General features: G+C 60.5%; 23 protein-coding genes and 2 tRNA genes. 18 read left to right on the top strand and 7 right to left on the bottom strand.

Features of this window, described 5'->3' with window-relative positions; translation table 11 throughout:
* Window positions 1–286: IS3 family transposase (locus tag BO74_RS07720; RefSeq protein ID WP_496441289.1), on the top strand; the 286-nt coding region annotated here is incomplete at its 5' end.
* A gap of 30 nt (window positions 287–316) precedes the next feature.
* On the opposite strand, the gene BO74_RS07725 is transcribed toward BO74_RS07720, so the two are convergent.
* Window positions 317–514, bottom strand: a complete 198-nt coding sequence (locus BO74_RS07725) for a hypothetical protein (protein ID WP_496441291.1) — start codon at window positions 512–514, stop codon at window positions 317–319.
* 58 nt (window positions 515–572) lie between these two features.
* Window positions 573–2,615: a transposase gene (locus BO74_RS07730; RefSeq protein WP_496441292.1), complete on the bottom strand. Its 2,043-nt coding sequence runs from the start codon at window positions 2,613–2,615 to the stop codon at window positions 573–575.
* Between the two features lie 97 nt (window positions 2,616–2,712).
* Here BO74_RS07730 and BO74_RS07735 point away from each other — a divergent pair, with 97 nt between their 5' ends.
* On the top strand, window positions 2,713–2,973 hold the full coding sequence (locus BO74_RS07735; RefSeq protein WP_496441293.1) for a hypothetical protein: 261 nt from the start codon (window positions 2,713–2,715) through the stop codon (window positions 2,971–2,973).
* A gap of 323 nt (window positions 2,974–3,296) precedes the next feature.
* Here BO74_RS07735 and BO74_RS07740 read toward each other — a convergent pair whose 3' ends face one another.
* Complete coding sequence (locus tag BO74_RS07740; protein WP_496441294.1) at window positions 3,297–3,509, bottom strand: DNA-binding protein; 213 nt, start codon at window positions 3,507–3,509, stop codon at window positions 3,297–3,299.
* Window positions 3,510–3,632: 123 nt separating this feature from the next.
* Between BO74_RS07740 and BO74_RS07745 the strand changes: the two genes are divergently transcribed.
* The gene (locus tag BO74_RS07745; RefSeq protein WP_496441295.1) at window positions 3,633–4,421 is read left to right on the top strand and encodes a S24 family peptidase; all 789 of its coding nucleotides are present in this window, start codon (window positions 3,633–3,635) and stop codon (window positions 4,419–4,421) included.
* Between the two features lie 349 nt (window positions 4,422–4,770).
* Here the strand turns inward: BO74_RS07745 and BO74_RS07750 are convergent.
* A tRNA-Arg gene (locus BO74_RS07750) sits at window positions 4,771–4,847 on the bottom strand.
* Between the two features lie 159 nt (window positions 4,848–5,006).
* Here BO74_RS07750 and hfq point away from each other — a divergent pair.
* The 8 genes from hfq (at window position 5,007) to BO74_RS07790 (ending at window position 12,436) form a co-directional block, all read left to right on the top strand.
* The gene (gene hfq, locus BO74_RS07755) at window positions 5,007–5,246 is read left to right on the top strand and encodes an RNA chaperone Hfq (RefSeq protein WP_496441296.1); all 240 of its coding nucleotides are present in this window, start codon (window positions 5,007–5,009) and stop codon (window positions 5,244–5,246) included.
* A gap of 95 nt (window positions 5,247–5,341) precedes the next feature.
* Window positions 5,342–6,490: a ribosome rescue GTPase HflX gene (gene hflX, locus BO74_RS07760; protein ID WP_496441297.1), complete on the top strand. Its 1,149-nt coding sequence runs from the start codon at window positions 5,342–5,344 to the stop codon at window positions 6,488–6,490.
* Between the two features lie 38 nt (window positions 6,491–6,528).
* Window positions 6,529–7,782, top strand: coding sequence for an FtsH protease activity modulator HflK (gene hflK / locus BO74_RS07765; protein WP_496441298.1), 1,254 nt, complete (start codon window positions 6,529–6,531; stop codon window positions 7,780–7,782).
* A complete protein-coding gene (gene hflC / locus BO74_RS07770) occupies window positions 7,782–8,672 on the top strand; it encodes a protease modulator HflC (RefSeq protein ID WP_496441300.1) in 891 nt (296 codons plus the stop codon). Before hflK ends, hflC begins: the two co-directional genes overlap by 1 nt.
* Window positions 8,672–8,857, top strand: a complete 186-nt coding sequence (locus tag BO74_RS07775) for a DUF2065 domain-containing protein (protein WP_496441302.1) — start codon at window positions 8,672–8,674, stop codon at window positions 8,855–8,857. The genes hflC and BO74_RS07775 overlap by 1 nt, the downstream gene beginning before the upstream one ends.
* Window positions 8,854–10,008 (top strand): ATP phosphoribosyltransferase regulatory subunit, encoded by a 1,155-nt coding sequence (locus BO74_RS07780; protein ID WP_496441303.1) that lies wholly within the window; start codon window positions 8,854–8,856, stop codon window positions 10,006–10,008. Before BO74_RS07775 ends, BO74_RS07780 begins: the two co-directional genes overlap by 4 nt.
* 6 nt (window positions 10,009–10,014) lie before the next feature.
* A complete protein-coding gene (locus BO74_RS07785; protein WP_496441305.1) occupies window positions 10,015–11,322 on the top strand; it encodes an adenylosuccinate synthase in 1,308 nt (435 codons plus the stop codon).
* Between the two features lie 91 nt (window positions 11,323–11,413).
* Window positions 11,414–12,436 carry a hypothetical protein gene (locus BO74_RS07790; protein ID WP_496441307.1) on the top strand — a complete coding sequence of 341 codons (1,023 nt, stop codon included), beginning with the start codon at window positions 11,414–11,416 and terminating at the stop codon, window positions 12,434–12,436.
* A 133-nt stretch (window positions 12,437–12,569) separates the two neighbouring features.
* On the opposite strand, the gene BO74_RS07795 is transcribed toward BO74_RS07790, so the two are convergent.
* Window positions 12,570–12,656 (bottom strand) — tRNA-Leu (locus BO74_RS07795).
* A gap of 39 nt (window positions 12,657–12,695) precedes the next feature.
* On the opposite strand from BO74_RS07795, the gene rnr reads away from it, so the two are divergent.
* Window positions 12,696–15,053, top strand: a complete 2,358-nt coding sequence (rnr, locus tag BO74_RS07800) for a ribonuclease R (protein WP_496441308.1) — start codon at window positions 12,696–12,698, stop codon at window positions 15,051–15,053.
* On the opposite strand, the gene BO74_RS07805 is transcribed toward rnr, so the two are convergent.
* Window positions 15,050–17,896 carry a cation-translocating P-type ATPase gene (locus tag BO74_RS07805; RefSeq protein WP_496441309.1) on the bottom strand — a complete coding sequence of 949 codons (2,847 nt, stop codon included), beginning with the start codon at window positions 17,894–17,896 and terminating at the stop codon, window positions 15,050–15,052. The two genes, rnr and BO74_RS07805, sit on opposite strands and share 4 nt — an antisense overlap.
* A gap of 119 nt (window positions 17,897–18,015) precedes the next feature.
* On the opposite strand from BO74_RS07805, the gene rlmB reads away from it, so the two are divergent.
* A complete protein-coding gene (rlmB, locus tag BO74_RS07810) occupies window positions 18,016–18,753 on the top strand; it encodes a 23S rRNA (guanosine(2251)-2'-O)-methyltransferase RlmB (protein WP_496441310.1) in 738 nt (245 codons plus the stop codon).
* Between the two features lie 34 nt (window positions 18,754–18,787).
* Here rlmB and BO74_RS07815 read toward each other — a convergent pair whose 3' ends face one another.
* Complete coding sequence (locus BO74_RS07815) at window positions 18,788–19,261, bottom strand: YbaK/prolyl-tRNA synthetase associated domain-containing protein (RefSeq protein ID WP_496441312.1); 474 nt, start codon at window positions 19,259–19,261, stop codon at window positions 18,788–18,790.
* Between the two features lie 80 nt (window positions 19,262–19,341).
* On the opposite strand from BO74_RS07815, the gene BO74_RS07820 reads away from it, so the two are divergent.
* The 5 genes from BO74_RS07820 (at window position 19,342) to BO74_RS07840 (ending at window position 25,813) form a co-directional block, all read left to right on the top strand.
* Window positions 19,342–19,812, top strand: coding sequence for a DUF1178 family protein (locus BO74_RS07820; RefSeq protein WP_496441313.1), 471 nt, complete (start codon window positions 19,342–19,344; stop codon window positions 19,810–19,812).
* A 164-nt stretch (window positions 19,813–19,976) separates the two neighbouring features.
* Window positions 19,977–20,216 carry a hypothetical protein gene (locus BO74_RS07825; protein WP_496441315.1) on the top strand — a complete coding sequence of 80 codons (240 nt, stop codon included), beginning with the start codon at window positions 19,977–19,979 and terminating at the stop codon, window positions 20,214–20,216.
* Window positions 20,217–20,373: 157 nt separating this feature from the next.
* A complete protein-coding gene (locus BO74_RS07830) occupies window positions 20,374–21,414 on the top strand; it encodes an efflux RND transporter periplasmic adaptor subunit (protein ID WP_496441316.1) in 1,041 nt (346 codons plus the stop codon).
* Window positions 21,415–21,419: 5 nt separating this feature from the next.
* Complete coding sequence (locus BO74_RS07835; RefSeq protein WP_496441318.1) at window positions 21,420–24,647, top strand: efflux RND transporter permease subunit; 3,228 nt, start codon at window positions 21,420–21,422, stop codon at window positions 24,645–24,647.
* On the top strand, window positions 24,647–25,813 hold the full coding sequence (locus tag BO74_RS07840) for an MFS transporter (protein ID WP_496441387.1): 1,167 nt from the start codon (window positions 24,647–24,649) through the stop codon (window positions 25,811–25,813). The genes BO74_RS07835 and BO74_RS07840 overlap by 1 nt, the downstream gene beginning before the upstream one ends.
* Window positions 25,814–25,828 lie beyond the last annotated feature (15 nt).

A 25,828-nucleotide genomic window follows, 5' to 3' on the forward strand; every position in this document is an offset into this window, starting at 1 on the left:
GTACTGCGCCCACGCTTATCGAAAGCAACTGCAACAATTCGGCATGCAAGCTTCCATGAGCCGCAAGGGCAATTGTTGGGACAACGCGCCGATGGAGAGTTTCTGGGGTTCCCTGAAAAACGAGTTGGTGCATCACAGGCGCTTTACTACGCGCACACAGGCCCGGCAGGAAATCACCGAGTACATTGAAATCTTCTACAACCGAATTCGTAAGCAGGCGAGACTGGGCTATCTGTCGCCGGCACAATTCACCCAGCAATACCATGCAAAACAGATAGCCGCTTAACCCGTTGGACTCTACGGTTGACGACCTACCTCAGTTCATGCCGACGTGCCCCTTGACCAGCACGGCCCCGGAGGCCGCGCCCCAATGGCTGATGTTGCGCGTCTTGCCCACGCCCGGCTCGCCGTGCAGCAGGCACAGGCAGGCGCTCGGACTGCCGCGCTCTTCCATGAACGAGACGGCGGCCATCAGTAGCCGGTGGTTCTCCGTTTTGACGAAATGCTGTTTCATGCGTCTTCCTTTCTTGTTGCTGTTGTAGAAAAATCGTCGCGTTAAACGGCGCCGGTTTTTACCGGGCCGCGTTCTCCCCGGACGCCGCGTCGCTGCTTCCTTCCTCGTCGTCCGCATCCTTCGGTCCGTACAGCCAGCGCACCATCTCCTCGTGGCTCATCGTTTTTTCCGGCGCTTCGTCCTCGTCCACCGGCACCGGCATGTAATCCGGCTGCGCCACCGGCATCGTCACGGCCGGGGCCAGGTCGATGACCTCGCCCAGCTCGGCCTGCGCTTCCTTGATGATTTCCTCGCCGCGCTTGACCTTGCCGGCCGCGCGGTCGGCGCGCAGCCTGTCCATCTTCGGCACCGGGAAGGCGGCGACGCTGTTGCCGTTCCACAGCGCCTCGCCCAGGAACACCCCGTCGAGCGTCAGCAGCCAGACCTTGCCGGCGTCGTGCAAGTCGTAGCGCACGCGCACCTTCTCCCCCTCGCGCAGCACGTCGACGAGGTCGCGCTTGAAATACTCGTTGCCGAACAGGCTGACCTTGCCGCGCTGCGGCTTTCTAACCTCCTCCGGCATCCACAGGGCGTGAATCTCGTTGTCCGACGGGCCGAACTGGATCGAGTCGCGGTCGAGCTTCGCCTGGTACTCGTCTTCCGGCGTGTTGCCCTTCAGTTCCCGGTGCTCGTGCTCCAGGTTGTACCGGGCGACGCACTTCTCCACGTCGTCGAGCAGCTGCCGGAACGAGGGGATGACGATCCCGCCCTGATCCTTGCGGTTCAAGAGCTTCAGCATCTTCGTCGTATGGTTCTGGTCGGCCCCGCGCCAGGTGCAGGTGGGGTAGGTGCGCGCCAGCGGAATCAGCGTCACCTGCCACAACCGCTCCAGGATGCCGCGCCCCTGCGGGTTGCCCGGAATGCCGGTTTCGTGGGCAATCCCTTGCCGTGCCAGCGTTCCGGCGATCGGGCAATCGATCATCTTGCCGGTCTGGCCGCTGCCGTTGTCGCTGTAATAAACCAGCGGCCGGGCGCGGGTCACCAGCTGGGCGTGGCGGAAAGCATCCGACACCGCCACGGTCGATTCCGAAAGGGCCACCGACCAGCCGACGATCTTGCGGCTGACCCAGTCCAGGATGAAGGTGATTTCCGGCGTGAAGGGCTGGCCGTGGATCGGGTGCTGCACCTTGGCCTTGAAACTGTGCCCGTCGCCAACCCAGATATCGTTGGCGTGGAACATCGACACGTCGCGATCGACGTAGGGTTTGAGGCCGCGCCACTCGCTTCCGGTGACCCGGCCGCGATACTTCAGCGTGACCGGCAGGCTCTTTTCGATGCGCGTCACCGTCGAATAGGACGGCACGTCGATCCCTTGCTGTACCAGCCACGTCTTCATCTGCCGGTACGCTTCGGACACCGGCGGGCGCGAGGGATGGCAGTAAAAACGCAGGAAGGCGGCGATATGCACCGGGTTATGGCCTTCCTTCTCGCGTTTCCCGGCGACCAGGAACAGACCGACATCACCGGCCAGCCGCCCCTGCTCGAAGAAGGCCATCATCCGCTGCAGGCGGGCGGCCAGCGCCTCGACACCGCCGAAAGAAGGCGCATTGCGGCGCGGTTTTACGTAGGTAACACCGGCGGCGTAGAGCAATTCCGGCCGCGCCTCGCCGGCCACCAACCGTCCCGCCAGTTCATGGCAGGCCCGCTTGATCGAACAATCCGTCGCAGCCATCGCCGCCTCAACCGCCCGGCAGAGCACCACGGCACCGTCGCGATAGGCCCGCTGGCTGTCGTCCAGGGAGGTTTCGTCGCGCTTCCGGCGCACCTGGCCACGAACGGTGACCGCATTGGAGGGGGCCTTCACGGCGGGTAGCGGGGACGTTTCGGCGACAGCGGGTAGGGCGGTCGGCGCAGCGAAGGCGAGGCCGAGAATGTGGCGTTGGGTCGCCTCGGGGAGTGAACGCAGGGCGTATTCAGTGCCTTTGCCGCGCACTTTGGTGCGATTTGCCCACAAATTTTTTTTCGCAGAACGAATCACCGCAGAGTAACTCTCTGGCATTCCCGGTAACCCGGCCAGTTCCTGGGCCGTGTACCAGCCCTTGGAAGGATCAAGCGCTTTCATGGCACTTCTCGATAAGGGGGAGGCGTCCCGCCGCTCCGCTAGAATGGCTAGGCAGGCTACCAACTTGCATATCCATCAATTTCACGGGAGACGCCTCATGGGAAAAGAAATTGCACATAGCTTCGATGCACTAGAAGACAAGGTTTACGCGCTGGAATGGGCTTATATGGCGATGGCTAAGGCGTTGCATCAGGCGAAAGCGCTGGATCTGCTTCATCTGGTGGGCGCTTTGCAGGATTGCTCGGCTCAGATGCGGGCGGGATCGCATCAGGAGCCGTATGATCTTGGGCCTGTTGCCGACGAAGTCGACTCGCTGCGCGCTTCTGTCTGGTCGCTTCAATCAACGATTGAGGAATAGCCATCGGCGCGCGTTGCGGAAGACTGGATTGGCGCTGGAGTTGCTCTCCAACGAGTGCTTGGCGGTGCATTTGATTGGCCCAGGCAATGAGCGGTTCGTGTGCCTTCTCTATTGAGTACTGGCGGCGCACGGGCCCATAGAGTCGCACCGTCGTGTGAAGTACTTCGCAGTCATCGGCCGCGGCCAGCAACGCGGCCGCAATCGCTCGTGCATCTGCCGGGGTCAGTTCCGCCCCCTCTCCGGGTAGATTGGCCAGTTCCAACAGGGGAGATTCCGTGTACGTGACGGTGTGTTTGACCATCAAGGTGCGTGGCATGCCCATCTCATTCCTCCTCGATCACGCCGTCCTTCAGCCCCAGAAGGACGGCAATCTTGTGCGACTTGCCACGGTGGCAGGGGCGTCTACCCTTCAAAATCTCATGCACCATCGAAGGGGAAAAACCATGTTCCAGCGCCCAGGCCGTCATCGTCGTCCCCGTTCGGTGAAACTGCGCCAGCGCCTTATCGCATCGCGCCTTGGACAATCTCGATTTCATCGCTTAACCTTTCTCTTTGTTTCTTTGTGTTGTGCGAATTATTCGCCGTTAAGTGCGACAAGTCAACACGAAAAGGCGATTTATTTTCGCGTCACATTCTTTTTTTTGCCAAAGGAGTAATAAATGGCGGTGAACCGCGTGAACACTGAGGTTCCAGAGAAAGTGACAACGTCACTTTCTTCAGCACCGTCGCGTCACATTCCATCGGCAGAAAGTGACGCTGTGGCAAAGCGCATCGCAGAGATCATCGGAGACCAAAAAGTGTCGTGGTTTGCGAAGGAGTGTGGCTTTGGTGAAAGCCTTCTGAGGAAGTATCTGCAAGGGGCTCAGCCGAACACGTCAAATCTTGTTTCTATGGCCAATGCAGGAGGGGTCACCGTAGATTGGTTGGCCACCGGTCGTTTGCCGAAGACGCGCTCTTCCCTTGCTGATGGAGGCTATGCGCGGCCAGAGCCTTCGGCCCCGCAAGGCACAGGGGAGGCGCGGGCCGACTATGTTGCAATTCCGCTTTATTCGGAGATCCGCGCCGCTGCCGGCTACGGCGTCGTCAATGGCCACGCGATGGCTGATGATGCCCTGATGTTCAAGGAAGAGTGGATTCGCCACGAGCTGGGCGCTCGCCCGCAGGATCTCTGGCTGATCCGCGTGCATGGCGATTCGATGGAGCCGACCTTACGGGCCGGGGATGTCATCCTGGTGGATAGTCGGGCGTCCAGGCCTGATCGGGAGGGTATCTACATCCTGCGCTTGGGCGATGCGCTGCTCGTGAAGCGCCTGCAGGTGATGCCGGGCCGAAAAATCCGCGTAACCAGCGATAACACAGCCTTTGAGCCGTGGATGATTGATCAGGAAGGAGGGGGCGACGATATGGCGATAATTGGTCGCGTCGTCTGGTCTGGAAGAAGGATGTAGCTGACCGCCTATATGTATACAGCCAGTGCCGCGTTACTTTTTTTTGGGGAATTTAAAATGCGGCCATTTATTTAACGCACGTAGACCAAATTTCGTGCAAATCCGACCATTTTTTAAGCAGTTCCGATAAAAACCGTCGCAAATGCGCGGCGCCGATTTTTTCCGGCCTCCGCCCGCCAATCCCTTGCAACACAAGGCGTCTATTACGGGGCCGCTTTTTTTGGTGCCCTGACCAGGGCGTGTCAAATGATCAGCTCCCCCATAATATGCTGGACTGAGTTCCGGTTGGCTGGAACCATAAAGCAAAAAAGCCAGTCATAAGACTGGCTTGATTGATTTTTCGCTGAATTGGCGCGCCCGGAGCGATTCGAACGCCCGACCCCTTGGTTCGTAGCCAAGTACTCTATCCAACTGAGCTACGGGCGCGCTGCAGCAACGAAGACACGCATTATATAGATGTTTTTATTTTTTTCAAGACTTTTTTAATTGAACGAGTTTGTGGTCCAGTGGTCTGTCTGTAGCCAACGTTCTGAAAATCAATTAAGCTTAAAAATCGTGCTAACAATTAGACATGGAGTATGAACCATGAGTAATAAAGGGCAACTGTTACAAGACCCCTTCCTGAACGTGTTGCGTCGCGAGCATGTTCCTGTTTCGATCTATTTGGTTAACGGGATTAAGTTACAAGGGCAGGTCGAGTCGTTCGATCAGTACGTGGTGCTGCTGAAGAATACCGTTACACAAATGGTTTACAAGCACGCTATTTCCACTGTGGTGCCCTCGCGTCCGATCAGTATTCAACAGGATGGCAATAGCGCTGAGTAGTGCAATTTTTTCTTCAGCATCGGCCTTGCTTGATCACCCACCGGCTGTTTTCGGCTTTCGTCGGTTGCCCGTTCGGGGTGCTGTGAGTTTGTGTCATGTTTGACCGGCACGCGGGTGGCGAGCGGGTTGTCATCGTTCAACTCGACTTTGGAGAGGGCGACTGCGACGAGCGTCTTGAAGAGGTTCGTCTGCTCGTGGAGTCGGCTGGTGCCGAGGTGTGCGGCGTGGTCGGCGGTCGAAGGCAAAGTCCGGATCCGGCAACGTACGCTGGCAAGGGAAAGGTCTTGGAGATCGCGGCGGAAGTGTCTGCATCCCAAGGTGAGCTTGTGGTGTTCAATCATGAGCTGTCCCCTGCGCAGGAAAGAAACCTTGAGCGATCACTGCAGTGCCGGGTCATCGATCGTACCAGTCTGATTCTCGATATCTTTGCGCAACGGGCGCAGAGTTCCGAAGGAAAACTGCAGGTCGAGCTGGCTCAGCTTGACCATTTGGCAACGCGCCTCGTTCGAGGGTGGACTCACCTTGAGCGACAGAAGGGTGGTATTGGCTTGCGCGGTCCGGGCGAGACCCAGCTCGAAACCGACAGGCGGTTGCTTGGCAACCGGGTGAAGGTATTGCGCGAGCGGCTTGGTCGACTTCAGCGGCAACGGAAAGTGCAGCGCAAGGCAAGATCCCGGGGCGACGTGCTTAGTGTCTCGCTTGTAGGGTATACCAATGCGGGCAAGTCGACGCTGTTTAATGCCCTGACGCATGCAGGGGCTTATGCGGCGGATCAACTATTCGCGACGCTCGATACGACTTCCCGGCGGCTCTGGATCGGCGATGCGGGCAATATCGTGATTTCCGATACGGTGGGTTTTATTCGGGATCTGCCTCACGAGTTGGTCGCTGCTTTTCATGCAACCCTCGAAGCGACGGCTGATGCTGACGTGCTGTTGCACGTGATTGATTGTGCAAGTCCGGCGAGAGAGCGCCAGCGGGCCGAGGTAAATAAGGTTTTGGAAGAAATCGGCGCGAGCCAGGTGCCTCAGTTGTTGGTGATGAACAAGCTTGATCTGACGGATTTACCGCCGGGCGTCGAGAAAGACGAGTATGGTAGAATTTCGAAGGTTCGGCTTAGTGCAAAAAACGGAGATGGCATGAGCTTCCTGCGTGATGCACTTGCTGAAATTGCAATGGATAGGGTTCGTTCTTCTCGCGAACGGTCAGATAAAACTGGCACAGATTTGTCCCTGGCGATTTGACGTCAGGTTCCCTCTACGAATAGACCATTGGAGTGCTTATGTCGCTTAACGACCCGCAGTGGGGAAATCGCGGCAGTGATAATGGAGGCGGCCGGCGACCCAATCAGGGCCCGCCGGATCTTGAGGAGTTGTGGCGCGACCTCAATAAAAAGCTCTCCGGGTTCCTCGGCAACAAGCGTGCTGGTGGTAATGGGGATGGTGGGGGAAGTGGCGAGCCTCCTGTCGAGATCAATCCGAGATTTCTCGGCGGTGGCATTGGCTTATTGGTCGTGCTCGTGTTGCTGGTATGGCTCGGAAGCGGTTTTTACATTGTCGATGCATCCCAGCGCGGAATCGTGCTGCAATTCGGGCGATACAAGGAAAGCACCGAGTCGGGGTTGCGTTGGCGTTTGCCTTATCCGATCCAGTCGCATGAACTTGTGAATATTTCCGGGGTTCGAACGCTTGAAGTTGGCTATCGCGGCAGCGAGAAGAACAAGGTTCTCAAAGAAGCGCTGATGCTTACCGATGATGAAAACATCATCAATATCCAGTTCGCGGTCCAGTACATTTTGAAAGACCCTGTCGACTACGTTTTCAATAACAGGGGGCCGGACGAGGCGGTTATGCAGGTTGCAGAGACGGCAATCCGTGAGATCGTCGGCAAGAACCGGATGGATTTCGTGCTCTACGAGGGGCGTGAGCAGATCGCCGTCAAGGCGGCCGAGCTTATGCAGACGATTCTCGACCGTTATGAAACAGGTATTCTGATCTCCAAAGTTACGATGCAGAATGCGCAGCCTCCCGAACAGGTTCAAGCGGCATTTGACGATGCGGTAAAAGCGGGTCAGGACAGAGAGCGTCAGAAAAATGAAGGCCAGGCGTATGCGAATGATGTAATCCCGAAAGCGAGGGGAACCGCCGCTCGCCTTTTTCAGGAAGCGGAAGGTTACAAGCAGCGGCTGATTGCCATGGCCGAAGGTGACGCCAGTCGTTTCAGGCAGTTGAATTCAGAGTATGCGAAGGCGCCGGAAGTAACTCGCAATCGCCTGTATCTCGAGACGATGCAGCAGGTTTATTCGAATACGAGCAAGGTTATGGTCGATGTGAAAGGGCAGGGCAATCTGCTGTACTTGCCGCTCGACAAGCTGATGCAGGCATCGGGCGCAACTGTTCCACAAATGAGTGGCGTGGCAGGTGATGCCATCGGTTCCTCAAGGCAAGGTGTTGGAGGGGAGGTGTTCGTGCCGGCTGATAGGGCCGATACGCGTTCCCGTGACGCCTTGCGTTCAAGAGACAGGGAGGCTCGTTGATGAGAGCAGGTCTGAATTTTTCGATAGGCATCCTCGCTGCGATCATTGCCGTTCTGGGAACGTCGATCTTCACCGTTGATCAGCGGCAATATGCGATCGTCTTCCAGTTGGGAGAAGTGCGTGATGTTCTTTCAGAACCCGGCCTTTACTTCAAGTGGCCGCTGATTCAGAACGTTCGCTACTTCGATAAGCGTATTCTCACGCTGGATACTTCGGAGCCCGAGCGCTACATCACTTCGGAGAAGAAGAACGTCCTCGTCGATTCCTTCGTCAAGTGGCGTATCGTCGATCCGAAACTGTACTACGTCTCCGTCGCGGGTGACGAGGCTCGCGCAAAAACCCGATTGTCGCAGACCGTCAATGCAGGCTTGCGTGAGGAATTCGGCAAACGCACCGTGCATGATGTTGTATCCGGTGAGCGTGACCAGATCATGGAACAGATGCGCGAGAAGGCTGACCAGGATGCGCGCAAGATCGGCGTCCAGATTATCGACGTTCGTGTGAAGCGTGTTGATTTGCCGACTGAGGTTAGCGAATCGGTCTACCGGCGGATGGAAGCGGAGCGGAAGCGTGTTGCCAACGAACTGCGTTCCGAAGGCGCCGCGGAAGCGGAGAAAATTCGTGCCGATGCCGACAAGCAGCGTGAGGTGATCGTCGCGGAGGCTTATCGCGATGCCCAGAAAGTCAAGGGCGAGGGGGATGCGAAAGCGGCGGCCACCTACTCTCAGGCGTTCAACCAGAACCCCGAGTTCTACGCGTTCTACAGGAGCTTGGAGGCCTATCGCAACAGCTTCAAGGGGAAATCCGACGTCATCGTCGTAGAGCCCAATTCTGACTTCTTCAAGTACATGAAGAGCATGGGCCGGGGAGGCGAGCACGCGGGTAAATAATGAATGCCTCGTTGCTGCTTGCCTTCGCGTTGATGCTCGTCCTCGAAGGATTGATGCCTTTTGTCGCGCCGGCGGTCTGGCGTGAGACATTTCGCCGCCTGATTCAGTTTACTGACGGCCAGATTCGTTTTGTCGGTCTCGCCTCGATGGCGCTTGGGTTAATTATTTTGATGGTTTTTCAATGAACTGGCTTCTTCCCGAACATATTGCCGATGCGTTGCCTCATGAAGCTGCGCGAATCGAACGGCTCAGGCGCACCGTCCTTGATCTGTTCCGCGTTCATGGCTACGAGCATGTCATGCCGCCGATGCTTGAATATCTGGACTCGCTGCTTACGGGGACCGCATCGGACCTGAAACTGCGTACTTTCAAGCTGGTCGATCAGCTTTCCGGGCGAACGCTTGGGCTGCGTGCCGACATGACTCCGCAGGTAGCACGAATCGATGCTCATCTGCTCAATCGACAAGGTGTTACTCGGCTCTGCTACTGCGACAGTGTGTTGCATACGCTTCCTGCGTCGCTGGCGGCGAGTCGCGAACCTATTCAACTTGGGGCGGAGATCTACGGGTTTGCCGGGATCGAGGCTGATATTGAAGTCATTCGCCTCATGGCGGAGTCGCTTGTCGCAGCGGGCGTGCCAGCATCGCGAGTCGACATCAGCCATGTCGGGGTATTCCGGGCGCTGGTGAAAGCGGCCTCGTTGTCTGAGGATCTAGAATTACGCATCCTGCAATTGCTTCAAAGCAAGGATGTACCGGGGCTTGCCGATTGCTGCGTTGCGGTGGCAGAACCGTATCGCTCGGCGTTACTTCGCTTGCCGGAACTCTACGGCGGGGCGGAGTTGTTCGAGCGAGCCGCTTCCGTACTGCCAGCGCTGCCGGAAATCGAGTCGGCCCTGAAAACCATGCGAGACCTGCAGGCCGCCATGCCGGAATTGCGTTTGTCATTCGACCTGGCCGATCTGCGCGGTTACAACTATCACAACGGTATTGTTTTTTCCGCCTATTTCCCAGGCTTTCCTAGTGCGATCGCGCAAGGCGGACGCTACGATGGTGTCGGCCAGGCGTTCGGGCGTGATCGCCCGGCAACGGGTTTTTCGATGGATTTGCGCGAAATCGCCCGGTTAAACAGAGAGGACGCGCCGAAAACGGCCATCCTGGCTCCGTATGCTTCGGGTAACCCGGCTCTATCCCAGCGGATTGCCGCCCTGCGCGGAGCTGGTGAGATCGTGGTGGAGCTTTTGCCCGGCGAGTCGCGGTGTGAGGGGCCCGTTTGTGGCAAACGATTGGTCGAGCGCGACGGACAATGGATTATCGAGACTGCTGACGGAGAATAATTGAAAATGGCCAAGAACGTTATCGTAGTGGGGACCCAGTGGGGGGACGAGGGGAAAGGCAAGATCGTCGACTGGCTGACGGATCACGCCAAAGGCGTCGTGCGTTTTCAAGGAGGGCACAACGCCGGGCACACTCTGGTTGTCGGCGAAAAGGTGTACAAGCTGAATCTCGTCCCGTCGGGAATCGTGCGTGATGGCGTCAATTGCTACATTGGCAACGGCGTCGTGCTGGACACGCACCACCTGCTCCACGAAATCAAGGAATTGGAAGCTGGCGGGATCGAGGTGCGCTCCCGCCTGAAGATCAGCCCGGGATGTCCGTTGATTCTCCCCTATCACTCGGCGCTGGACCGCGCGCGCGAAGCGGTGAAAAGTGCCGATACGCGTATCGGGACGACCGGCAAGGGGATCGGGCCAACGTATGAAGACAAGGTGGCGCGGCGGGCGTTGCGCGTCTATGACCTCTTTTATCCCGAGCGCTTCGCCGAGAAGCTCAAGGAAAACCTTGACTACCATAACTTCGTGCTGACCAAGTATCTTGGCGCGGAAGCTGTCGATTATGACGAAGTGCTGACGCGGGCGATGGCCGACGCCGAGCAGATCAAGCCCATGGTTGCAGACGTCTCTGCGGCGTTGCACGCGGTCAACAAGGCGGGATTCAACCTGCTGTTCGAAGGTGCGCAAGGCGCCTTGCTCGATATCGATCACGGTACCTATCCGTTCGTTACCTCGTCGAACTGTGTGGCGGGCCAGGCTTCGGCCGGATCCGGCGTCGGTGCCTGCATGTTGAACTACGTGCTGGGAATCACCAAGGCTTACTGCACGCGTGTTGGCGGTGGTCCGTTCCCGAGCGAACTGGATATCGAAACTGCCGGAACGCCGGGGTACCAGATGTCGCAAAAGGGGCGGGAATTCGGCACGGTCACCGGACGCAAGCGTCGTTGCGGCTGGTTCGACGTACCTGCGCTCAAGCGTTCGGCCCAGATCAACGGCGTGACCGGTTTGTGCATCACCAAGCTGGACGTGCTCGACGGCCTCCCGGAACTGAAGATCTGCACGGGCTACCGGTTGCATGGAGGCGTCGTTGATTTGTTGCCGATGGGTGCGGACGATGTCGCCGGTTGCGAGCCGGTGTTCGAGACCTTGCCGGGATGGAGCGAATCGACCGTTGGCGTGAAATCGTTCGACGCGCTCCCCGCCGCGGCGCGGGCCTATCTCCAGCGAATCGAGGCATTGTGTGAAATGCCGATCGACATCGTTTCGACCGGACCGGAGCGCGACGAGACGATTTTGCGTCGCCACCCGTTCCAGTAGTTCGTGCAAGCCTCGGTCATTCGTCCCGAAAACCGGCGTTACGCCGGTTTTCTGCTTTCGTTGAGCGGAAATACTGAGGCACGGGTAAATCATGGGGCTGCTTGACTGGTTCAAAAACCGATCGGAGCAGTTCAGCTCCGACGAGCCCACCGACGAAATTCTGGCGAGGGCAGTTGAGAAAGCGGTGACGCTGACCAATCCGCGCCTGAAACTCGTCGATGATTATCTGGAAAGACTGCGCGGGCCGGTGGCTCGCAGTGTTGACTACCTCCGTACGAAACTGGCGGATCTTCCTCCGGAAATAGATGTTTCGGTTGCCAATTGGGCAACAGAACCGGCATTGCGCGCATTTTTCGCCAGACCGGAGGATTTGTCCGGCGCCTTGGGGCGCTCGCGCAATCTGCGAACCTTTTTCGGGAAATATCCGGAACTGGAGCAAGCCCACATCATTCTCGGGATGACCTACAATGAACGACATGTTCAGGGGTTATCTCTGCGCGGTGATGTCATCAGGCAGGACGCCACGCAAGCCGTCATCGACTTCTCCGTGCCGCGAATGAGAATCTGCGGTCACACGGATCAGGAGGTCAGGCGCTTGCTCGGGGCGCAGTCGTTCGAATATCTCGTTGCCCAGGCGATGACCGAGATTTCGGAAGTGCGTTCGGAGCGTTTGGAACTCGAGGATAGCCGTAACCTGATTCGTGCCAGGCTACGTCTCCTGCAACAGCAAGGGCCGGGGCTCGGGTCTGTTTTCGAGGCGGCTCCGGAGAGCGCGGAACACATGAAACTGGAGTCCGCGCTCCTCGAAAACGAGCGGCTGCTGGATGAACTGGGCAGTTCGCAGGAAGTCCTGGAGCACGAACTCCAGGCTCTCTGCAAGGTGCTGGATGATCCGGAGCGATACTTCCGTTTCGAGCGTACACGGCTACGCCTGAGTACGTTGAACGTTGTGCTCGACGAATCGAGCAGTGACGTCGCTTCGGACGTCGAATTCACGATGGCCGTTCTGTCCGGCGTTCCCAAGGTCAAGCGGGCATTCGTGCTTGGGCGGATGAAGCGTTCGGAACTTCCGGCGTTGAAACTTGATATCGCGAATGCCGAACGCTTTCTGTAATCAGCGTCTTTCGGTCGAGGGCGGGATGCAGTACGTTGTGCATCTCGTTGGTACGGCAACAAAAAAGCCGCAAACCCGATGGTCGTGCGGCTCTCTGTTGCTTCTATGGCTTCTTTGCCCGGAATCGCTTTTTTGGTGCCCAGGAGAGGACTCGAACCTCCACAGTGTTGCCACCACCAGGACCTGAACCTGGCGCGTCTACCAATTTCGCCACCTGGGCGATTCCGGAGAAGCGCGCATTCTAAAGGAACATAAAAAAATGTCAATAAAGAAACTCTCGAAGATCAGAAGGAAAGACCCGCATTTTCACCGCGAGGCGGCCAAATACGACCAGCCTTTGCCGTCGCGCGAGTACGTGGTCATGATCCTTGAACAGCAGGGCAAGCCGGTGAGTTTTGCTCATCTCTGCGACTTGCTCGACATCCACAAGGGCGAAGAGACTTCGTTCGAGCGGCGCCTGGGGGCGATGGAGCGCGAAGGGCAACTGATGCGCAACCGCAAGAACGCCTACATCCTGCCCGAACGTGCCAGCCTGATCGCCGGCCGGATCGAGGGGCACGCGGACGGCTACGGCTTCCTCGTTCCCGACGATGGCGGCGACGATCTTTACCTCGATGCCAAGCAGATGACCAAGGTATTGCATCGCGATCGCGCCCTGGCGCGGGTCATCGGCCTCGATCGCAAAGGTCGGCGCGAGGGGGCGATTGTCGAAGTACTGGAGCGGGCGAACAGCAAGGTCGTCGGGCGGGTGCTGATCGAACACGGAATTACGGTCGTTGTGCCGGAGAACAAGCGGATCAATCAGGACATCCTGGTCGTTCCCAACCGGCAGGCGGACAAGCGGCTGAAAGTGAAGGCCGGGCAGGTCGTGGTGGTTGAGATCATCGAGCAGCCCGACCGGCATTCCAAACCGATCGGGCAAATCATTGACATCCTCGGCAACTACGCCGATCCGGGCATGGAAATCGAGATTGCCCTGCGCAAGCACGATCTGCCTTTCGAGTTCTCGGCCACAGCGATGGCCGAAGCGGAAAAATATCCCGAGAAGATTCGCAAATCGGAATGGTCAGACCGCGTCGATCTGCGTGACGTGCCGCTGGTGACGATCGACGGCGAGACGGCGCGCGATTTCGACGACGCCGTCTTTGCCGAGAAGAAGGGCAAGGGATGGCGCCTGGTGGTGGCCATCGCCGACGTCAGCCATTACGTGAAGCCAGGGATGGTGCTCGATCGCGAGGCCATGGAGCGCGGCAACTCGGTTTATTTTCCGCGCCGGGTCATCCCGATGCTGCCCGAGAAACTGTCCAACGGGCTGTGCTCTCTCAACCCGGACGTCGATCGTTTGGCCATGGTCTGCGACATGGACATCAACACGCGCGGCAGCATCAAAGACTTTCGTTTCTACCCGGCAGTATTTCGTTCCAAGGCGCGCCTGACCTATACGCAGGTCTGGGGCTGGCTTTCCAAGGCAACGAAGCCCGAGGGCGATCTCCATGTCGGTCTACAGCCGCAGTTGCAGGACCTTTACGCGTTGTTCAAGGTCTTGCTCCGGGCGAGACACCGGCGGGGGGCGATCGATTTCGAGACCATCGAGACGATGATGCTGTTCGACGATCAGAGCAAGATCGAGAACATCGTGCCGACCGTGCGCAATGACGCGCATCGGGTGATCGAGGAATGCATGCTGGCGGCCAACGTGTGTGCCTCGGCCTTCCTGCAAAAGCACAAGCAGACCTGCCTCTACCGCGTCCACGAGGGGCCGACGCCGGAAAAGCTCGAAGGACTGAACAACTTCCTCAAGGAGTTCGGCCTGACGCTGCCCGGTGGGGAGGATCCGACGGCCAAGGACTACGCGGCGCTGCTCGAAGCGGTGAAGAATCGTCCGGACGCCCAGTTGCTGCAGACGGTGATGCTGCGCTCGCTGCGCCAAGCGATGTACAGCCCCGACAACGTCGGCCATTTCGGGCTTTCCTACGAACACTACACGCATTTCACCTCGCCGATCCGGCGCTATCCCGATCTGCTGGTGCACCGCTCGATCAAGGCGGTGCTGAAGGAAAAGCACTATTCGCCGGGGGACTGGGAGCAGATCGGACTGCATTGTTCGATGACCGAACGGCGGGCCGACGAGGCGACGCGCGATGTGGTGAACTGGCTCAAGTGCTACTACATGCGTGACCGGATCGGCGAGGAATTCGACGGTACGATTGCGTCCGTGGTGCCGTTTGGCGTGTTCGTGGCGCTCGACGCGGTGTACGTCGAGGGGTTGGTGCATGTGTCCGAGCTCGGCGAGGATTACTTCCAGTTCGATTCAACGAAGCATCAGATGCTTGGCGAGCGCAGCGGCCAGCGCTTCCGGCTGGGCGACCGCCTGCGTGTGCGGCTGGTCCGGGCCGATCTGGAAACCGGGCGCATCGACTTTGTCCTGGGAACGCCGTCGTTCGACATGATGCCGGCGATTCCGCCCGCGCCGGTGATCAAGAAGAGGGCAAGCGCGAAGCGCGTCCCGGCGAAGAGTGCCAAGGTCGCGCCGACTGCTTCCCGGAAACCTTCGAGCGCATCAGCAAAAGTCGCGTCGAAGGCCAAGCCGCGTAAACCGGCGAAATCCAGGCGCTAGTCATTCGCCTGTCCGGCGCGGTGGACGAGCTTTCGCAGTTCCACCGTCCACAATACGCAGCTGCTGATGGCGATGCTGACCGCCCACTCGCCTACGGTGAGTGGCTCGGTGTGAAATGCCGTCTGCAGGAAGGGGGTATGTACGACGGCTACCTGCGCCAAGCTGACGCCGATGGCGGCGGCCCAGAGCCAGAAATTGCTGAATAACCCGGCAAACGCGCTGCGCGTACGAGAGCGCGCGTTGAAAGCGTTGAACACCTGGAAGAAGACCAGTGTGGTAAACGCCATCGTCTGGGCGCGCGAGGCGTCACCGGTACCGCCGGGGATCAGGCCACCGGGGAGTATCCAGTCGGTTGCCGCCAACGTTCCCACGCCCATAATTGCACCGACGAAATAGATGTCGCGCCACATCGGTGCGTCGATCACGTGGCTTGCTGGATCGCGGGGCGGGATGCGCATCACGTCGTGGTCGACCGGGTCGGCGCTCAGGGCCAGCGCCGGCGCGGAGTCGGTCAGCAGGTTGACCCAGAGGATCTGGACGGCGAGCATGGGCACGGTGATCGTCGAACCGGCTTCGCCCTGCAGGCCGATGACGCCGGCCAGGAGCACGCCGAAGAACATGAAGAACACCTCGCCGGCGTTCGACGAGAGCAGGAAGCGCAGGCATTTCTGGATGTTGGCGAAGATCGTCCGGCCTTCTTCCACGGCGGCGACGATCGAGGCGAAGTTGTCGTCGGTCAGCACCATGTCCGCTGCACCCTTGGAAACATCGGTGCCGGTGATGCCCATGGCGATGCCGATGTCGGCCTTCTTCAGCGCCGGCGCATCGTTGACCCCGTCGCCGGTCATCGCCGCGACATAGCCTCCGTCCTGCAAGGCGGAGACAATGTGCAACTTATGCTCCGGCGCGACGCGCGCATAGACCGAGCAGTTGCGTACGGCGTCGCGCAGCTGGGCGTCGTTCATCTTCTGCAACTCGGTGCCAGAGATTGCCCGTGCGCCTTTCTCGATGATTCCCAGTTCGGCGGCGATCGCGGCGGCGGTGACCTGGTGGTCGCCGGTGATCATGATCGTGCGCACGCCGGCGGTGCGTGCCGCTTCAACGGCCACGGCAGCCTCCGGGCGCGGCGGGTCGATCATCCCGACGACGCCGAGAAACACCATTTCGTCCTCATGCTGTTCCGTCAGGCCCTGTTTCACCGCCTCGTGTGGCAGCAGACGATAGGCGACCCCGAGAGGACGCAGCGCATCGGCGGCCAGTCCGTCGATCGCATTCGCCCATTCGTTGCGCCGTTGCTCGGTGAGCGGACGGGGCTCGTCGCCTACCTGCTCGTACGTGCAGCACCCCAGCAGGATGTCAGGCGCCCCCTTGGCCGTGATGCCGACGAGGCCCTCATTTATGGCATCGCGGTGGGCGGTACTCATCATCTTCCGTTCGGAGGTGAATGGCATTTCGCTAATGCGGATGAAGCGCTCATCAAGGCGGTCTCTGCTGATTCCGGCTTTGCGGGCAGCTACGATCAGTGCCCCTTCGGTCGGGTCGCCCTGGATCGTCCAGCGCTCGCCCGACTTGACCAGCCGGGCGTTGTTGGCGAGTTCCGCAGAATAAAGCAGGCGTTCGACTGCTGCATGCAACGGACCCTTCTCCAGCGGCACACCGTCATGCGACAGGCCGCCCTCGGGCGTATAGCCGGTTCCTGAAATGTCGACCGAGCCGTCCGGCACGACGACACGACGTACGGTCATCTCGTTGCGCGTGAGTGTTCCGGTCTTGTCGGAACAGATTACCGTCGTCGAGCCGAGCGTTTCCACTGAGCTAAGTCGGCGGACGATCACGTTGCGTTTGGCCATCCGGGCCATGCCCATCGACAGCGTGATCGTGTTGATGACCACCAGCCCGGCCGGAACCGCTGCCACGGCGAGGGCGACCGAGAACATCAGGATTGCCACGAAATGCCCCAGCGAGTGTTCTCCCCAGTTGAGCCACAGCAGCGTCGCACCCATGATCACGGCCAGCGTGATGACCAGCCGCCCGAGGAAATAGCCGACGTGGTCGAGTTCCTTCTGCAGTGGAGTGGGTGCCTCCAGTGCCGTCTGCAGGCTGCCGGCGATGCGCCCGATCTCGCTATTTTCTCCGGTCGCCACGACGACGGCCGAGCCGCGGCCGGTGGTTACCGACGTGCCGCTGAAGACCATGTTTTCCTGATCGCCGATGCCGGCTTCCGCGGCAATGACCTCCGGATTCTTCGACGCCGGCGAACTCTCGCCGGTCAGCGCGGCCTCCGCGACACGCAGGACGATCGATTCGATGACCCGCGCGTCCGCCGGCAGGGTGTCGCCTTCCTCGATCAGCAGGATGTCGCCGGGGACCACCTCGCGCGCAGGGATCTGGCACGGTTCGCCATCGCGCAGCACACGCGCCGTCGGTGCGGCCATCGCCTTCAGCGCTTCCACCGCTTCTTCGGCATGCCGTTCCTGCAGGTAGCCGAGCACGGAGTTGAAAATGACGATTGCCACGATGGTCAGCGTTTCGTACGGGATGCCGTGGGCGCCTTCGATCAGCCACGCGGTAAGCGAGATCGCGCTGGCAAACAGCAGCAGGATGATCAGCGGATCGGCGAACTGTCGAAGAAACTTCACCCACTCCGGGACCGGGCGCGGCGCCGGCAGCTCGTTCGGGCCGTGCAGGCGCAACCGTGCCTCTGCCTCGGAGGGGGGCAAGCCGCGCGTCCGGTCGGTGTCCAGTTGCGTGATCAGGTCGTCAACGGCAACCCGGTAAGGCGGCAAAGTCTGGCGAGGGGAGGGCTCCACCGGTCGTGTTACGGTCGCTTCGTCTGCGTTCATGGCGTCATCTTCCTTGAGATCCGTGAGACGGGGCGTTCTCAGATTTCATTCAAGACCATGGCACAGAGGTCGCCAAGGTAAAATACGCGCCCCATTCGCGCAGATTGTCGAGTCCAGCCATGTCCCAGACCACCTTCATTTACGGTTTTCACGCCATCATCGCCAAGTTGCGACATCAGCCGGAGGCGGTGCTGGAAATCTTCATCGCCGCGGATCGCCATGATGCCCGGGCGCGGGACCTGCTCAAGCACGCCGAACTGCATTCGGTCCGCGTCGTTCCCGTCGATACCGGGCGGCTGGATGGCATGGCCGGCGGTGGACGGCGGCATCAGGGCGTGGTGGCGCGGATCTCGGCGGAGGTGCGCCACGTTTCGCTCGACGACGTGCTCGATACGCTGGAAGAACCGGCTTTCCTGCTGATCCTCGACGGCATCCAGGACCCGCACAACCTCGGCGCCTGTCTGCGGGTGGCCGATGCGGTCGGAGCGCACGCCGTAGTGGCGCCGAAGGATCGCGCCGTCGGCCTGACGCAGACGGCGATCAAGGTTGCCAGCGGTGCGGCGGAAACCGTTCCCTACATCACCGTCACCAACCTTGCGCGTACCTTGCGCGAGCTGAAGGAGCGCGAAATCTGGGTGATCGGCACCGACGCCGAGGCGCAGGATGACTTGTACACGGCCGAGTGGCCGCAGGCCACGGCTTGGGTGCTCGGTGCGGAGGGCGACGGGATGCGTCGCCTGACGAAGGAGACGTGCGACCAACTGGTGACGATCCCGATGCTCGGCTCGGTGCAGAGCCTGAACGTTTCGGTGGCGGCCGGCGTCTGTCTTTACGAAGCGCGCCGCCGTCGCGGCTGAAAATCCACTACCAGGCGGCTCCAATCGGCTCCAATCAGCTCTCGGCACAGATGTCCGCGAGCAGCGGTGCGGCGATCCGGGCGTAGTCGACCGAGTTGAGGACGATCGACGTATCGAGCCGTCCGGCGTTGAAGGCGATTTCCGCGTGCTGGGCGAGCAGTTGCGGATCGACGACCAGACGGATCTCCGGTGTGAACGAAAACGGCGGGATCGCCCCGATGACGCAACCCGTCGCCGCGCTCGCCTCGTCGGGCGAAGCCAGCGAGACCTTTTTACTGCCGACAGCCTGCGCCACTTTCCTGAAATCCACCTTCCGGTCGCCCGGCAATACCGCGAGGACGAGCGTTCCCCCTTGGTCCCTGGCCCGGCACAGCATGGCCTTCGCGCCCTGGCTGACCTGCGTCCCTCGGATCGTCGCGACCCGCTCGGAGTTGCCCTCGGCGGGGTGCCGGATGACCCGAAAACGCGCATTTTCTTCCTTCAGCAAGGATTCGAGACGGTCGAACACGTTCTTCCCCTGTAATCTCAAGAAGCGAAATCGTACCGCCAAACAGTGGGTGACGATCTGATAAACTTGCCGGCCATTTCTTGCTGAACCCGGCCGGCGCGGCCCTTCTCCAGATGATCATCTTCGACCTGACCTGCAACAACGACCATGGCTTCGAGGGCTGGTTCCAGTCCCCCGAAAGCTTCGAACAACAACTCGAATCCGGCCTGGTTTCCTGTCCGTGCTGCGGCTCCGTCGACATCCGTCGGGTTCCTTCCGTCGTGCATGTCGGAAAATCAGTGTCGCAGGCGACGAACTCCGGCGACGGCGTCACGGCTGTCAATCCTCAAGGTGAACTGCTCGGGGTCTATCAGAAACTGATCTCGGCGATCCTCGCCGGGAGCGAGGACGTGGGCAAGGAATTCGCCAGCGAAGCGCGGAAGATTCATTACCTGGAAGCGCCGGCGCGATCGATTCGCGGTCAGGCGACCACGGAGGAGTTCGAATCCCTGCGTGAGGAAGGTATCGAGGTAGTGCAGTTCCCGGTTCTCAACAAGGATGAACTGAATTAGCGCTTGTGGTTCTAAGTTTCCCCAGAACGTCTTGGTAACCCTGTGGATAAGGTCTGGATAAGCGCGCTAGGTCGATGGCGGGGCAGGGTTTTTTTGCCTTGCACAAAAAATGGGCACGACGCTGATCCGCGCCGCGATGTCGATTGTTTTTCGGGGCAAAGTTGATGCAGAACCCCGGGGGCGATGATCTGCCGCGCGAACTGCCGCGCGAACTGCCACGCGAATTGCCGCGATGCACCGATTGCATCCATTACTACATTACCCACGAACCTCGCTTCCCGTATGGCTGTCGCCAGTTGGGGTTCAAGTCGGCGCAGTCGCCGGCCCGGGTCGTCTTCCAGGCATCCGCTCAGCCATGCCTGAATTTTTCACGCAAGGCCGGTCGTCCGGTTCCCGGCGGATAGACGCGAGACTCGTTCGCTGAGCACGCCTCATCTTCGTACGACCTGATCCAACGTGCGGAATGGAAGATGGGAATGTTCTGAACTAGATTGAAAAGCGAAAACAGGTTCAGTTCATCAACCGGGGTCCAGCTTGGGCCGTTTTGCGCAAGAGCCGTCCATGAAGATCCACTACGTGTTCGTACTCCTGGCGGGTTTAGGGGCGGCGGTGACTGCGTTGGCCGAGGTTGACGTTGTTCCGGTCGGGCAGACAGCGGCGACGGAGGTCTATGTCGCGGATGGCACCGTCCAGGCGATCAAGCAGAGTGTTGTTTCCGCGCAGGTGCCCGGGCGCGTATTGCAGTTGGACGTGCGGGTCGGCGACACGGTCCGCGCCGGACAGGTCGTAGCCCGACTGGATAACCGGGAATGGGTGGCGACCGAGGCCGCCAGGAGCGCCGCAATAGTCGAAGCGCAAGCCAATCTGGCGCGCGCCGAATCGGATCTCAAACGCACACAGGAACTGGCCCGGCGGAATTTCGTCAGCGCTGCCGCGCTGGATCAGGCGGAAAGCCAGGTGAAGGCCCTGCGTGCTCGCGTCGAATCGTTGCAGGCATCCAGCCGGGCCGCGGGAGCGACACGCAGTCATTCCCTGATCGCGGCGCCTTACGCCGGCGTGGTAGCGGCAACACACATCGAAGTCGGCGACATGGCCATGCCGGGCAAGCCGCTGGTGACGATATTCGAACCGGGCCGGATGCGCGTCGTGTCCTATGTTCCCGAAGCGCGCATGGACAGGCTGCGGGCGAGTCTGTCCAAAACGCCGCCGGTGGTCGAGATCGACGGACGTCGTCTATCAGGGTTGCAGACATCCATTGTTCCGGTGGCGGATCCGGGTACCCGAACCACGGAGATCCGCATCGATCTGCCGGAGAACGTAGCGGCCGTTCCGGGGCAGTTTGCCCGGACGCACTTTGCACTGGCCATGCCGGAATCCCCTTCGCGGCTGTCGATTCCGCAGGTCGCCGTACTGCGTCGAGGGGAGTTGACGGCTGTATACGTCAGGGCTGGCGACAGGTTCCAGTTGCGGCAAATCCGGCTTGGCGAGGCTTTGCCCGATGGTAGCGTCGAAGTACTGGCTGGCCTCAAGGCGGGCGAAAACGTGGCGCTCGATCCTGTCAGGGCAGGCATCGAGGCCGTGGTGCCTCCGGCAGGGAAATAGGTGGCATGAGCGACAACGCGACGTCGCGTCTCGGAATCTCCGGCCGCATCACGGCCTTGTTTCAGCGCAACGCAATAACGCCGCTACTGGCGTTGGTCCTGTTTCTGCTGGGTCTCTTCGCTTCAGTGATTACTCCCCGGGAAGAAGAGCCGCAGATCAACGTGACCATGGCCAATGTGCTCATTCCGTTCCCGGGAGCGTCCAGCGCGGATGTCGAGCGCCTGGTTGCCGGGCCGGCGGAACAGGTGCTCGACCAGATCGCCGGTGTCGAGCACATTTATTCAGTATCGCGACCCGGCATGGCGATCCTGACCGTGCAGTACAAGGTCGGTATTCCGCGGACGGAGGCGCTGGTCCGCCTTTACGACACACTGGACAGCAACGGCGACTGGCTGCCGCAAGGGCTGGGAGTCATGGCGCCCATCGTCAAACCGAAAGGGATCGACGATGTGCCCATCGTTGCCCTGACGCTTTGGTCGCGGGACATGCAGGCCTCGGCGTTCGAACTCGAGAGGATGGCGCATGCGCTCGAAGTGGAACTCAAACGCGTCAAGGGAACGCGCGAGGTAACGACACTCGGCGGCCCGGGCAATGCGGTCAACGTTCTGCTCGACAGCGAGCGCCTGGCGGCGCACGGCATGTCGATCGGCGAAGTCACGCAGGCCTTGCAGGCACGCAATCTGGTGCTTCCCGGGGGCGATCTGGTTGCCGATAACCGCCTGATCCATGTCAATGTCGGCACCTTCCTGCGCGACGCGAGGGAGGTGGGCGAAGTTGTCGTGGGGACAAGCAACGGGCGGGTTGTCTACCTGTCCGATGTGGCAACGGTGCAGGGCGGCCCGCCCGTATCGTCCCGTTACGTGTGGCATGGCCTGGCCGGAAGGAATGTGGGCGAATATCCGGCCGTGACGGTGCAGGTGACCAAGAAGCCGGGCGAGAATGCCGTCGATGTGGCCCGCTCGGTCATCGAGCGGACGCGGATGCTGAAAAACCAGTTGATCCCCGCCAACGTCGAGGTGACGGTGACGCGTGACTATGGGCAGACCGCCGACGACAAGGCCGGCAAGCTGATCCACAAATTGATATTCGCCACCGCTTCGGTCATCGCCCTGATCTGGCTTGCGCTGGGCCGGCGCGAATCCGCCATCGTCGGGGCTGCGGTCGTCCTGACGCTGGCGGCCACGCTATTCGCCAGTTGGGTGTGGGGCTTCACGTTGAATCGGGTCTCGCTGTTCGCACTGATCTTCTCGATCGGCATCCTTGTTGACGACGCCATCGTGGTCGTCGAGAACATTCACCGCCACCGGGCACTGGAACCCGAAAAGGCGTTGTGGGAGATTATCCCCGGCGCAGTTGACGAAGTCGGCGGTCCCACCATACTGGCCACGCTCACGGTCATCGCCGCGCTGCTGCCGATGGCCTTTGTGACCGGACTGATGGGGCCGTACATGAGTCCGATCCCGATCAATTCGAGCATGGGCATGCTCATCTCGCTGGCGGTCGCTTTTGTCGTTACACCGTGGCTGGCGAATCGGTGGCTCGGCCACCATCACGCGGCGGCTGCGGCTGCCGGCGAGAGTCGCATGATGCGCCTTTCGCGCCGCGTGCTCGGGCCATTCCTTGATCCACGGAGAGGGAGGCGCGCGCGCCGCAGGCTTTGGCTTGGCGTCGGTTTGGCCGTGATTGCCTCCCTGGGCCTGCCGGTCATGGAATGGGTAGTACTGAAAATGCTGCCGTTCGACAACAAGAGCGAGTTCCAGGTGGTGGTCGACATGCCTCCGGGAACGCCGGTCGAGACGACGGCGGCCGTGCTGCACGAGATGGGCGCGGTTCTGGCCCAAGTGCCGGAGGTGACCGACTACCAGGCGTATGCGGGGGCAGCGAGCCCCATCAATTTCAATGGCTTGGTGCGGCAGTATTACCTGCGTGCCGCGAGTGAACTCGGCGACCTGCAGGTCAATCTCGTCGATAAGCATCAACGGTCGAGGCAAAGCCATGAAATCGCCCTGGCGGTGCGCCCGGCCTTGCAGAAAATCGCTGCCGCGCATGGCGCGCGGGTGAAGGTTGTGGAGGTGCCGCCCGGTCCGCCCGTGCTCAGCCCGATCGTGGCGGAGGTATACGGACCGGACGAGCTGGGCCGGCGAGCCGTCGCCCGGAAAATCCTGGCGGCCTTCGAGGCGACGCCGCATATCGTCGATACGGATACCACCGATACGGCAGCGTCCCCGCAATTGACGCTTCGTGTGTTGTACGGCAAGGCGGCCAGAATGGGCGTAAGTCAGGCGCAGATCGTTCAGGCGGTGAGTGCCGCCGGAGAAGGCGCCGACGTCACGTTCCTGCACGACGAGCAAAGCAAGTACGCGGTTCCGGTCCGCCTGCAGTTGCCGTCCGAAAAGCTGTCGCGGATCGACGCGCTGCTTAAGCTGCCGATCAAATCCGCTGACGGGCGCAGCGTTCCGCTCACCGATTTCGTCGAGGTTGCAAGGGGTGAGCGCGACCGCGTCTTCCATCACAAGGATCTCATGCCCGTAACCTACGTTCTTGGCGACATGGCGGGCGGACTGGACAGTCCGTTGTATGGCATGTTCGCGGTCCGTGCCAAGCTCAACGACATGCCGCTCCATGAGGGCGGTCGCCTGGGCCAGAACTACATTCGCCAGCCTGCCGATGCCTGGCGCGGCTACGCGTTGAAATGGGATGGGGAATGGCAGGTGACCTATGAAACCTTCCGCGACATGGGCGCGGCCTACGCGGTCGGACTGATCCTGATTTATCTGCTCGTTGTGGCGCAGTTCCGCAGCTACCAGACCCCGTTGGTGATCATGGCGCCGATTCCGCTCACCCTTGTGGGCGTCATGCCCGGGCATGCACTGCTCGGAGCACAATTCACGGCGACCTCGATGATCGGCATGATTGCCCTGGCCGGAATCATCGTGCGCAACTCGATCCTGCTCGTCGATTTCATCAACCTGCAAGCCGCGGATGGCGTGCCGTTCGCCGAGGCGGTGATCCGTTCCGCCGGCGTGCGTGCGCAGCCGATCGGACTGACCGCCCTGGCCGCCATGATGGGGGCGCTGTTCATCCTTGATGATCCGATCTTCAACGGCCTGGCGGTATCGCTGCTCTTCGGCATCGCCGTATCCACACTGCTCACGCTGATCGTGATCCCGCTGCTGTACTACGCGCTGAATCACAAGCGCCTTGACCAATCGCCGAATGGATCGATCACGTGATGATCGGACCCGGAATCCCTCGGGCCGTCTGGGCTCTCGGCTTTGTCAGCCTGCTGATGGACGTGTCGTCGGAGCTGATCCACAGCCTGCTGCCCGTGTATCTCGCCACGACACTTGGTGTTTCGGTGTTTGCGATCGGCATCGTCGAGGGTATCGCCGAAGCGACGGCGCTGATCGTCAAGGTTTTTTCGGGTGCACTGTCCGACTGGTGGGGGCGGCGCAAGCCGCTCGCGCTTCTTGGCTATGGCCTTGGCGCTGCTTCGAAACCTTTGTTTGCATTGGCAACGGGGGCCGGGTTGATCGTTATTGCGCGATTTGTCGATCGCGTTGGCAAGGGCATTCGGGGCGCGCCCCGCGATGCACTGATCGCCGATATCACGCGAGCAGAAACACGCGGTGCGGCGTTCGGCTTGCGCCAATCGCTCGATACCGTCGGCGCGTTTCTCGGGCCGTTGCTCGGGATGGTCCTGATGCTGCTGTGGAACGACGATTTTCGGGCCGTTTTCTGGGTGGCCGTCATTCCGGGCTTTCTTGCCGTTTTGCTCTTGTTCCTGGGCGTGCAGGAGCCGGAGCATCTCGCGGGGCAGAAACGCACGAATCCGATCAAGCGGGAAAATCTGTCCCGGCTGCCGGCCTCGTACTGGCGGGTGGTGGGAATCGGCGCGGTGTTCACTCTGGCCCGTTTTTCGGAAGCCTTTCTCGTTCTTCGCGCGAACGAGGGCGGTCTTCCACTCGCCTATACGCCGCTGGTGCTGATCGGCATGAACATCATCTACGCAGCCGCGGCCTATCCCTGCGGCAGACTGGCCGACTCGATGAGCCACGGCCGGCTGCTCGCCTGGGGCGTGATCCTGCTGGTGGCCGCCGATGGGGTACTCGCCGTCAGCAACCATTGGACGTGGGTCTGGGCTGGCATCACGCTCTGGGGGCTGCACATGGCGATGACGCAGGGTCTGCTCGCCACCATGGTTGCTGATGCGTCTCCCCGGGATTTGCGCGGGACAGCCTTTGGTTTCTTCAACCTCGTTTCAGGTGTCGCGATGCTGCTGGCCAGCACGCTTGCCGGTTTGTTGTGGACGCAGCTTGGGGCGCGCTTCACCTTTGCCGCGGGAGCGCTGTTGGGCGCGATGGCCTTGCTGGGGATGGTGTGGCGGCGTCGGGAATGAGTTGCGCAAGAGGGG

It is taken from the genome of Propionivibrio pelophilus DSM 12018, from assembly GCF_059569095.1.

Coding starts and splice junctions, on each gene's coding strand:
- BO74_RS07725 (WP_496441291.1), bottom strand. CDS start 514: ATGAAACAGCATTTCGTCAAAACGGAGAACCACCGGCTACTGATGGCC.
- BO74_RS07730 (WP_496441292.1), bottom strand. CDS start 2,615: ATGAAAGCGCTTGATCCTTCCAAGGGCTGGTACACGGCCCAGGAACTG.
- BO74_RS07735 (WP_496441293.1), top strand. CDS start 2,713: ATGGGAAAAGAAATTGCACATAGCTTCGATGCACTAGAAGACAAGGTT.
- BO74_RS07740 (WP_496441294.1), bottom strand. CDS start 3,509: ATGAAATCGAGATTGTCCAAGGCGCGATGCGATAAGGCGCTGGCGCAG.
- BO74_RS07745 (WP_496441295.1), top strand. CDS start 3,633: ATGGCGGTGAACCGCGTGAACACTGAGGTTCCAGAGAAAGTGACAACG.
- hfq (WP_496441296.1), top strand. CDS start 5,007: ATGAGTAATAAAGGGCAACTGTTACAAGACCCCTTCCTGAACGTGTTG.
- hflX (WP_496441297.1), top strand. CDS start 5,342: ATGTTTGACCGGCACGCGGGTGGCGAGCGGGTTGTCATCGTTCAACTC.
- hflK (WP_496441298.1), top strand. CDS start 6,529: ATGTCGCTTAACGACCCGCAGTGGGGAAATCGCGGCAGTGATAATGGA.
- hflC (WP_496441300.1), top strand. CDS start 7,782: ATGAGAGCAGGTCTGAATTTTTCGATAGGCATCCTCGCTGCGATCATT.
- BO74_RS07775 (WP_496441302.1), top strand. CDS start 8,672: ATGAATGCCTCGTTGCTGCTTGCCTTCGCGTTGATGCTCGTCCTCGAA.
- BO74_RS07780 (WP_496441303.1), top strand. CDS start 8,854: ATGAACTGGCTTCTTCCCGAACATATTGCCGATGCGTTGCCTCATGAA.
- BO74_RS07785 (WP_496441305.1), top strand. CDS start 10,015: ATGGCCAAGAACGTTATCGTAGTGGGGACCCAGTGGGGGGACGAGGGG.
- BO74_RS07790 (WP_496441307.1), top strand. CDS start 11,414: ATGGGGCTGCTTGACTGGTTCAAAAACCGATCGGAGCAGTTCAGCTCC.
- rnr (WP_496441308.1), top strand. CDS start 12,696: ATGTCAATAAAGAAACTCTCGAAGATCAGAAGGAAAGACCCGCATTTT.
- BO74_RS07805 (WP_496441309.1), bottom strand. CDS start 17,896: ATGAACGCAGACGAAGCGACCGTAACACGACCGGTGGAGCCCTCCCCT.
- rlmB (WP_496441310.1), top strand. CDS start 18,016: ATGTCCCAGACCACCTTCATTTACGGTTTTCACGCCATCATCGCCAAG.
- BO74_RS07825 (WP_496441315.1), top strand. CDS start 19,977: ATGCAGAACCCCGGGGGCGATGATCTGCCGCGCGAACTGCCGCGCGAA.
- BO74_RS07830 (WP_496441316.1), top strand. CDS start 20,374: ATGAAGATCCACTACGTGTTCGTACTCCTGGCGGGTTTAGGGGCGGCG.
- BO74_RS07835 (WP_496441318.1), top strand. CDS start 21,420: ATGAGCGACAACGCGACGTCGCGTCTCGGAATCTCCGGCCGCATCACG.
- BO74_RS07840 (WP_496441387.1), top strand. CDS start 24,647: ATGATCGGACCCGGAATCCCTCGGGCCGTCTGGGCTCTCGGCTTTGTC.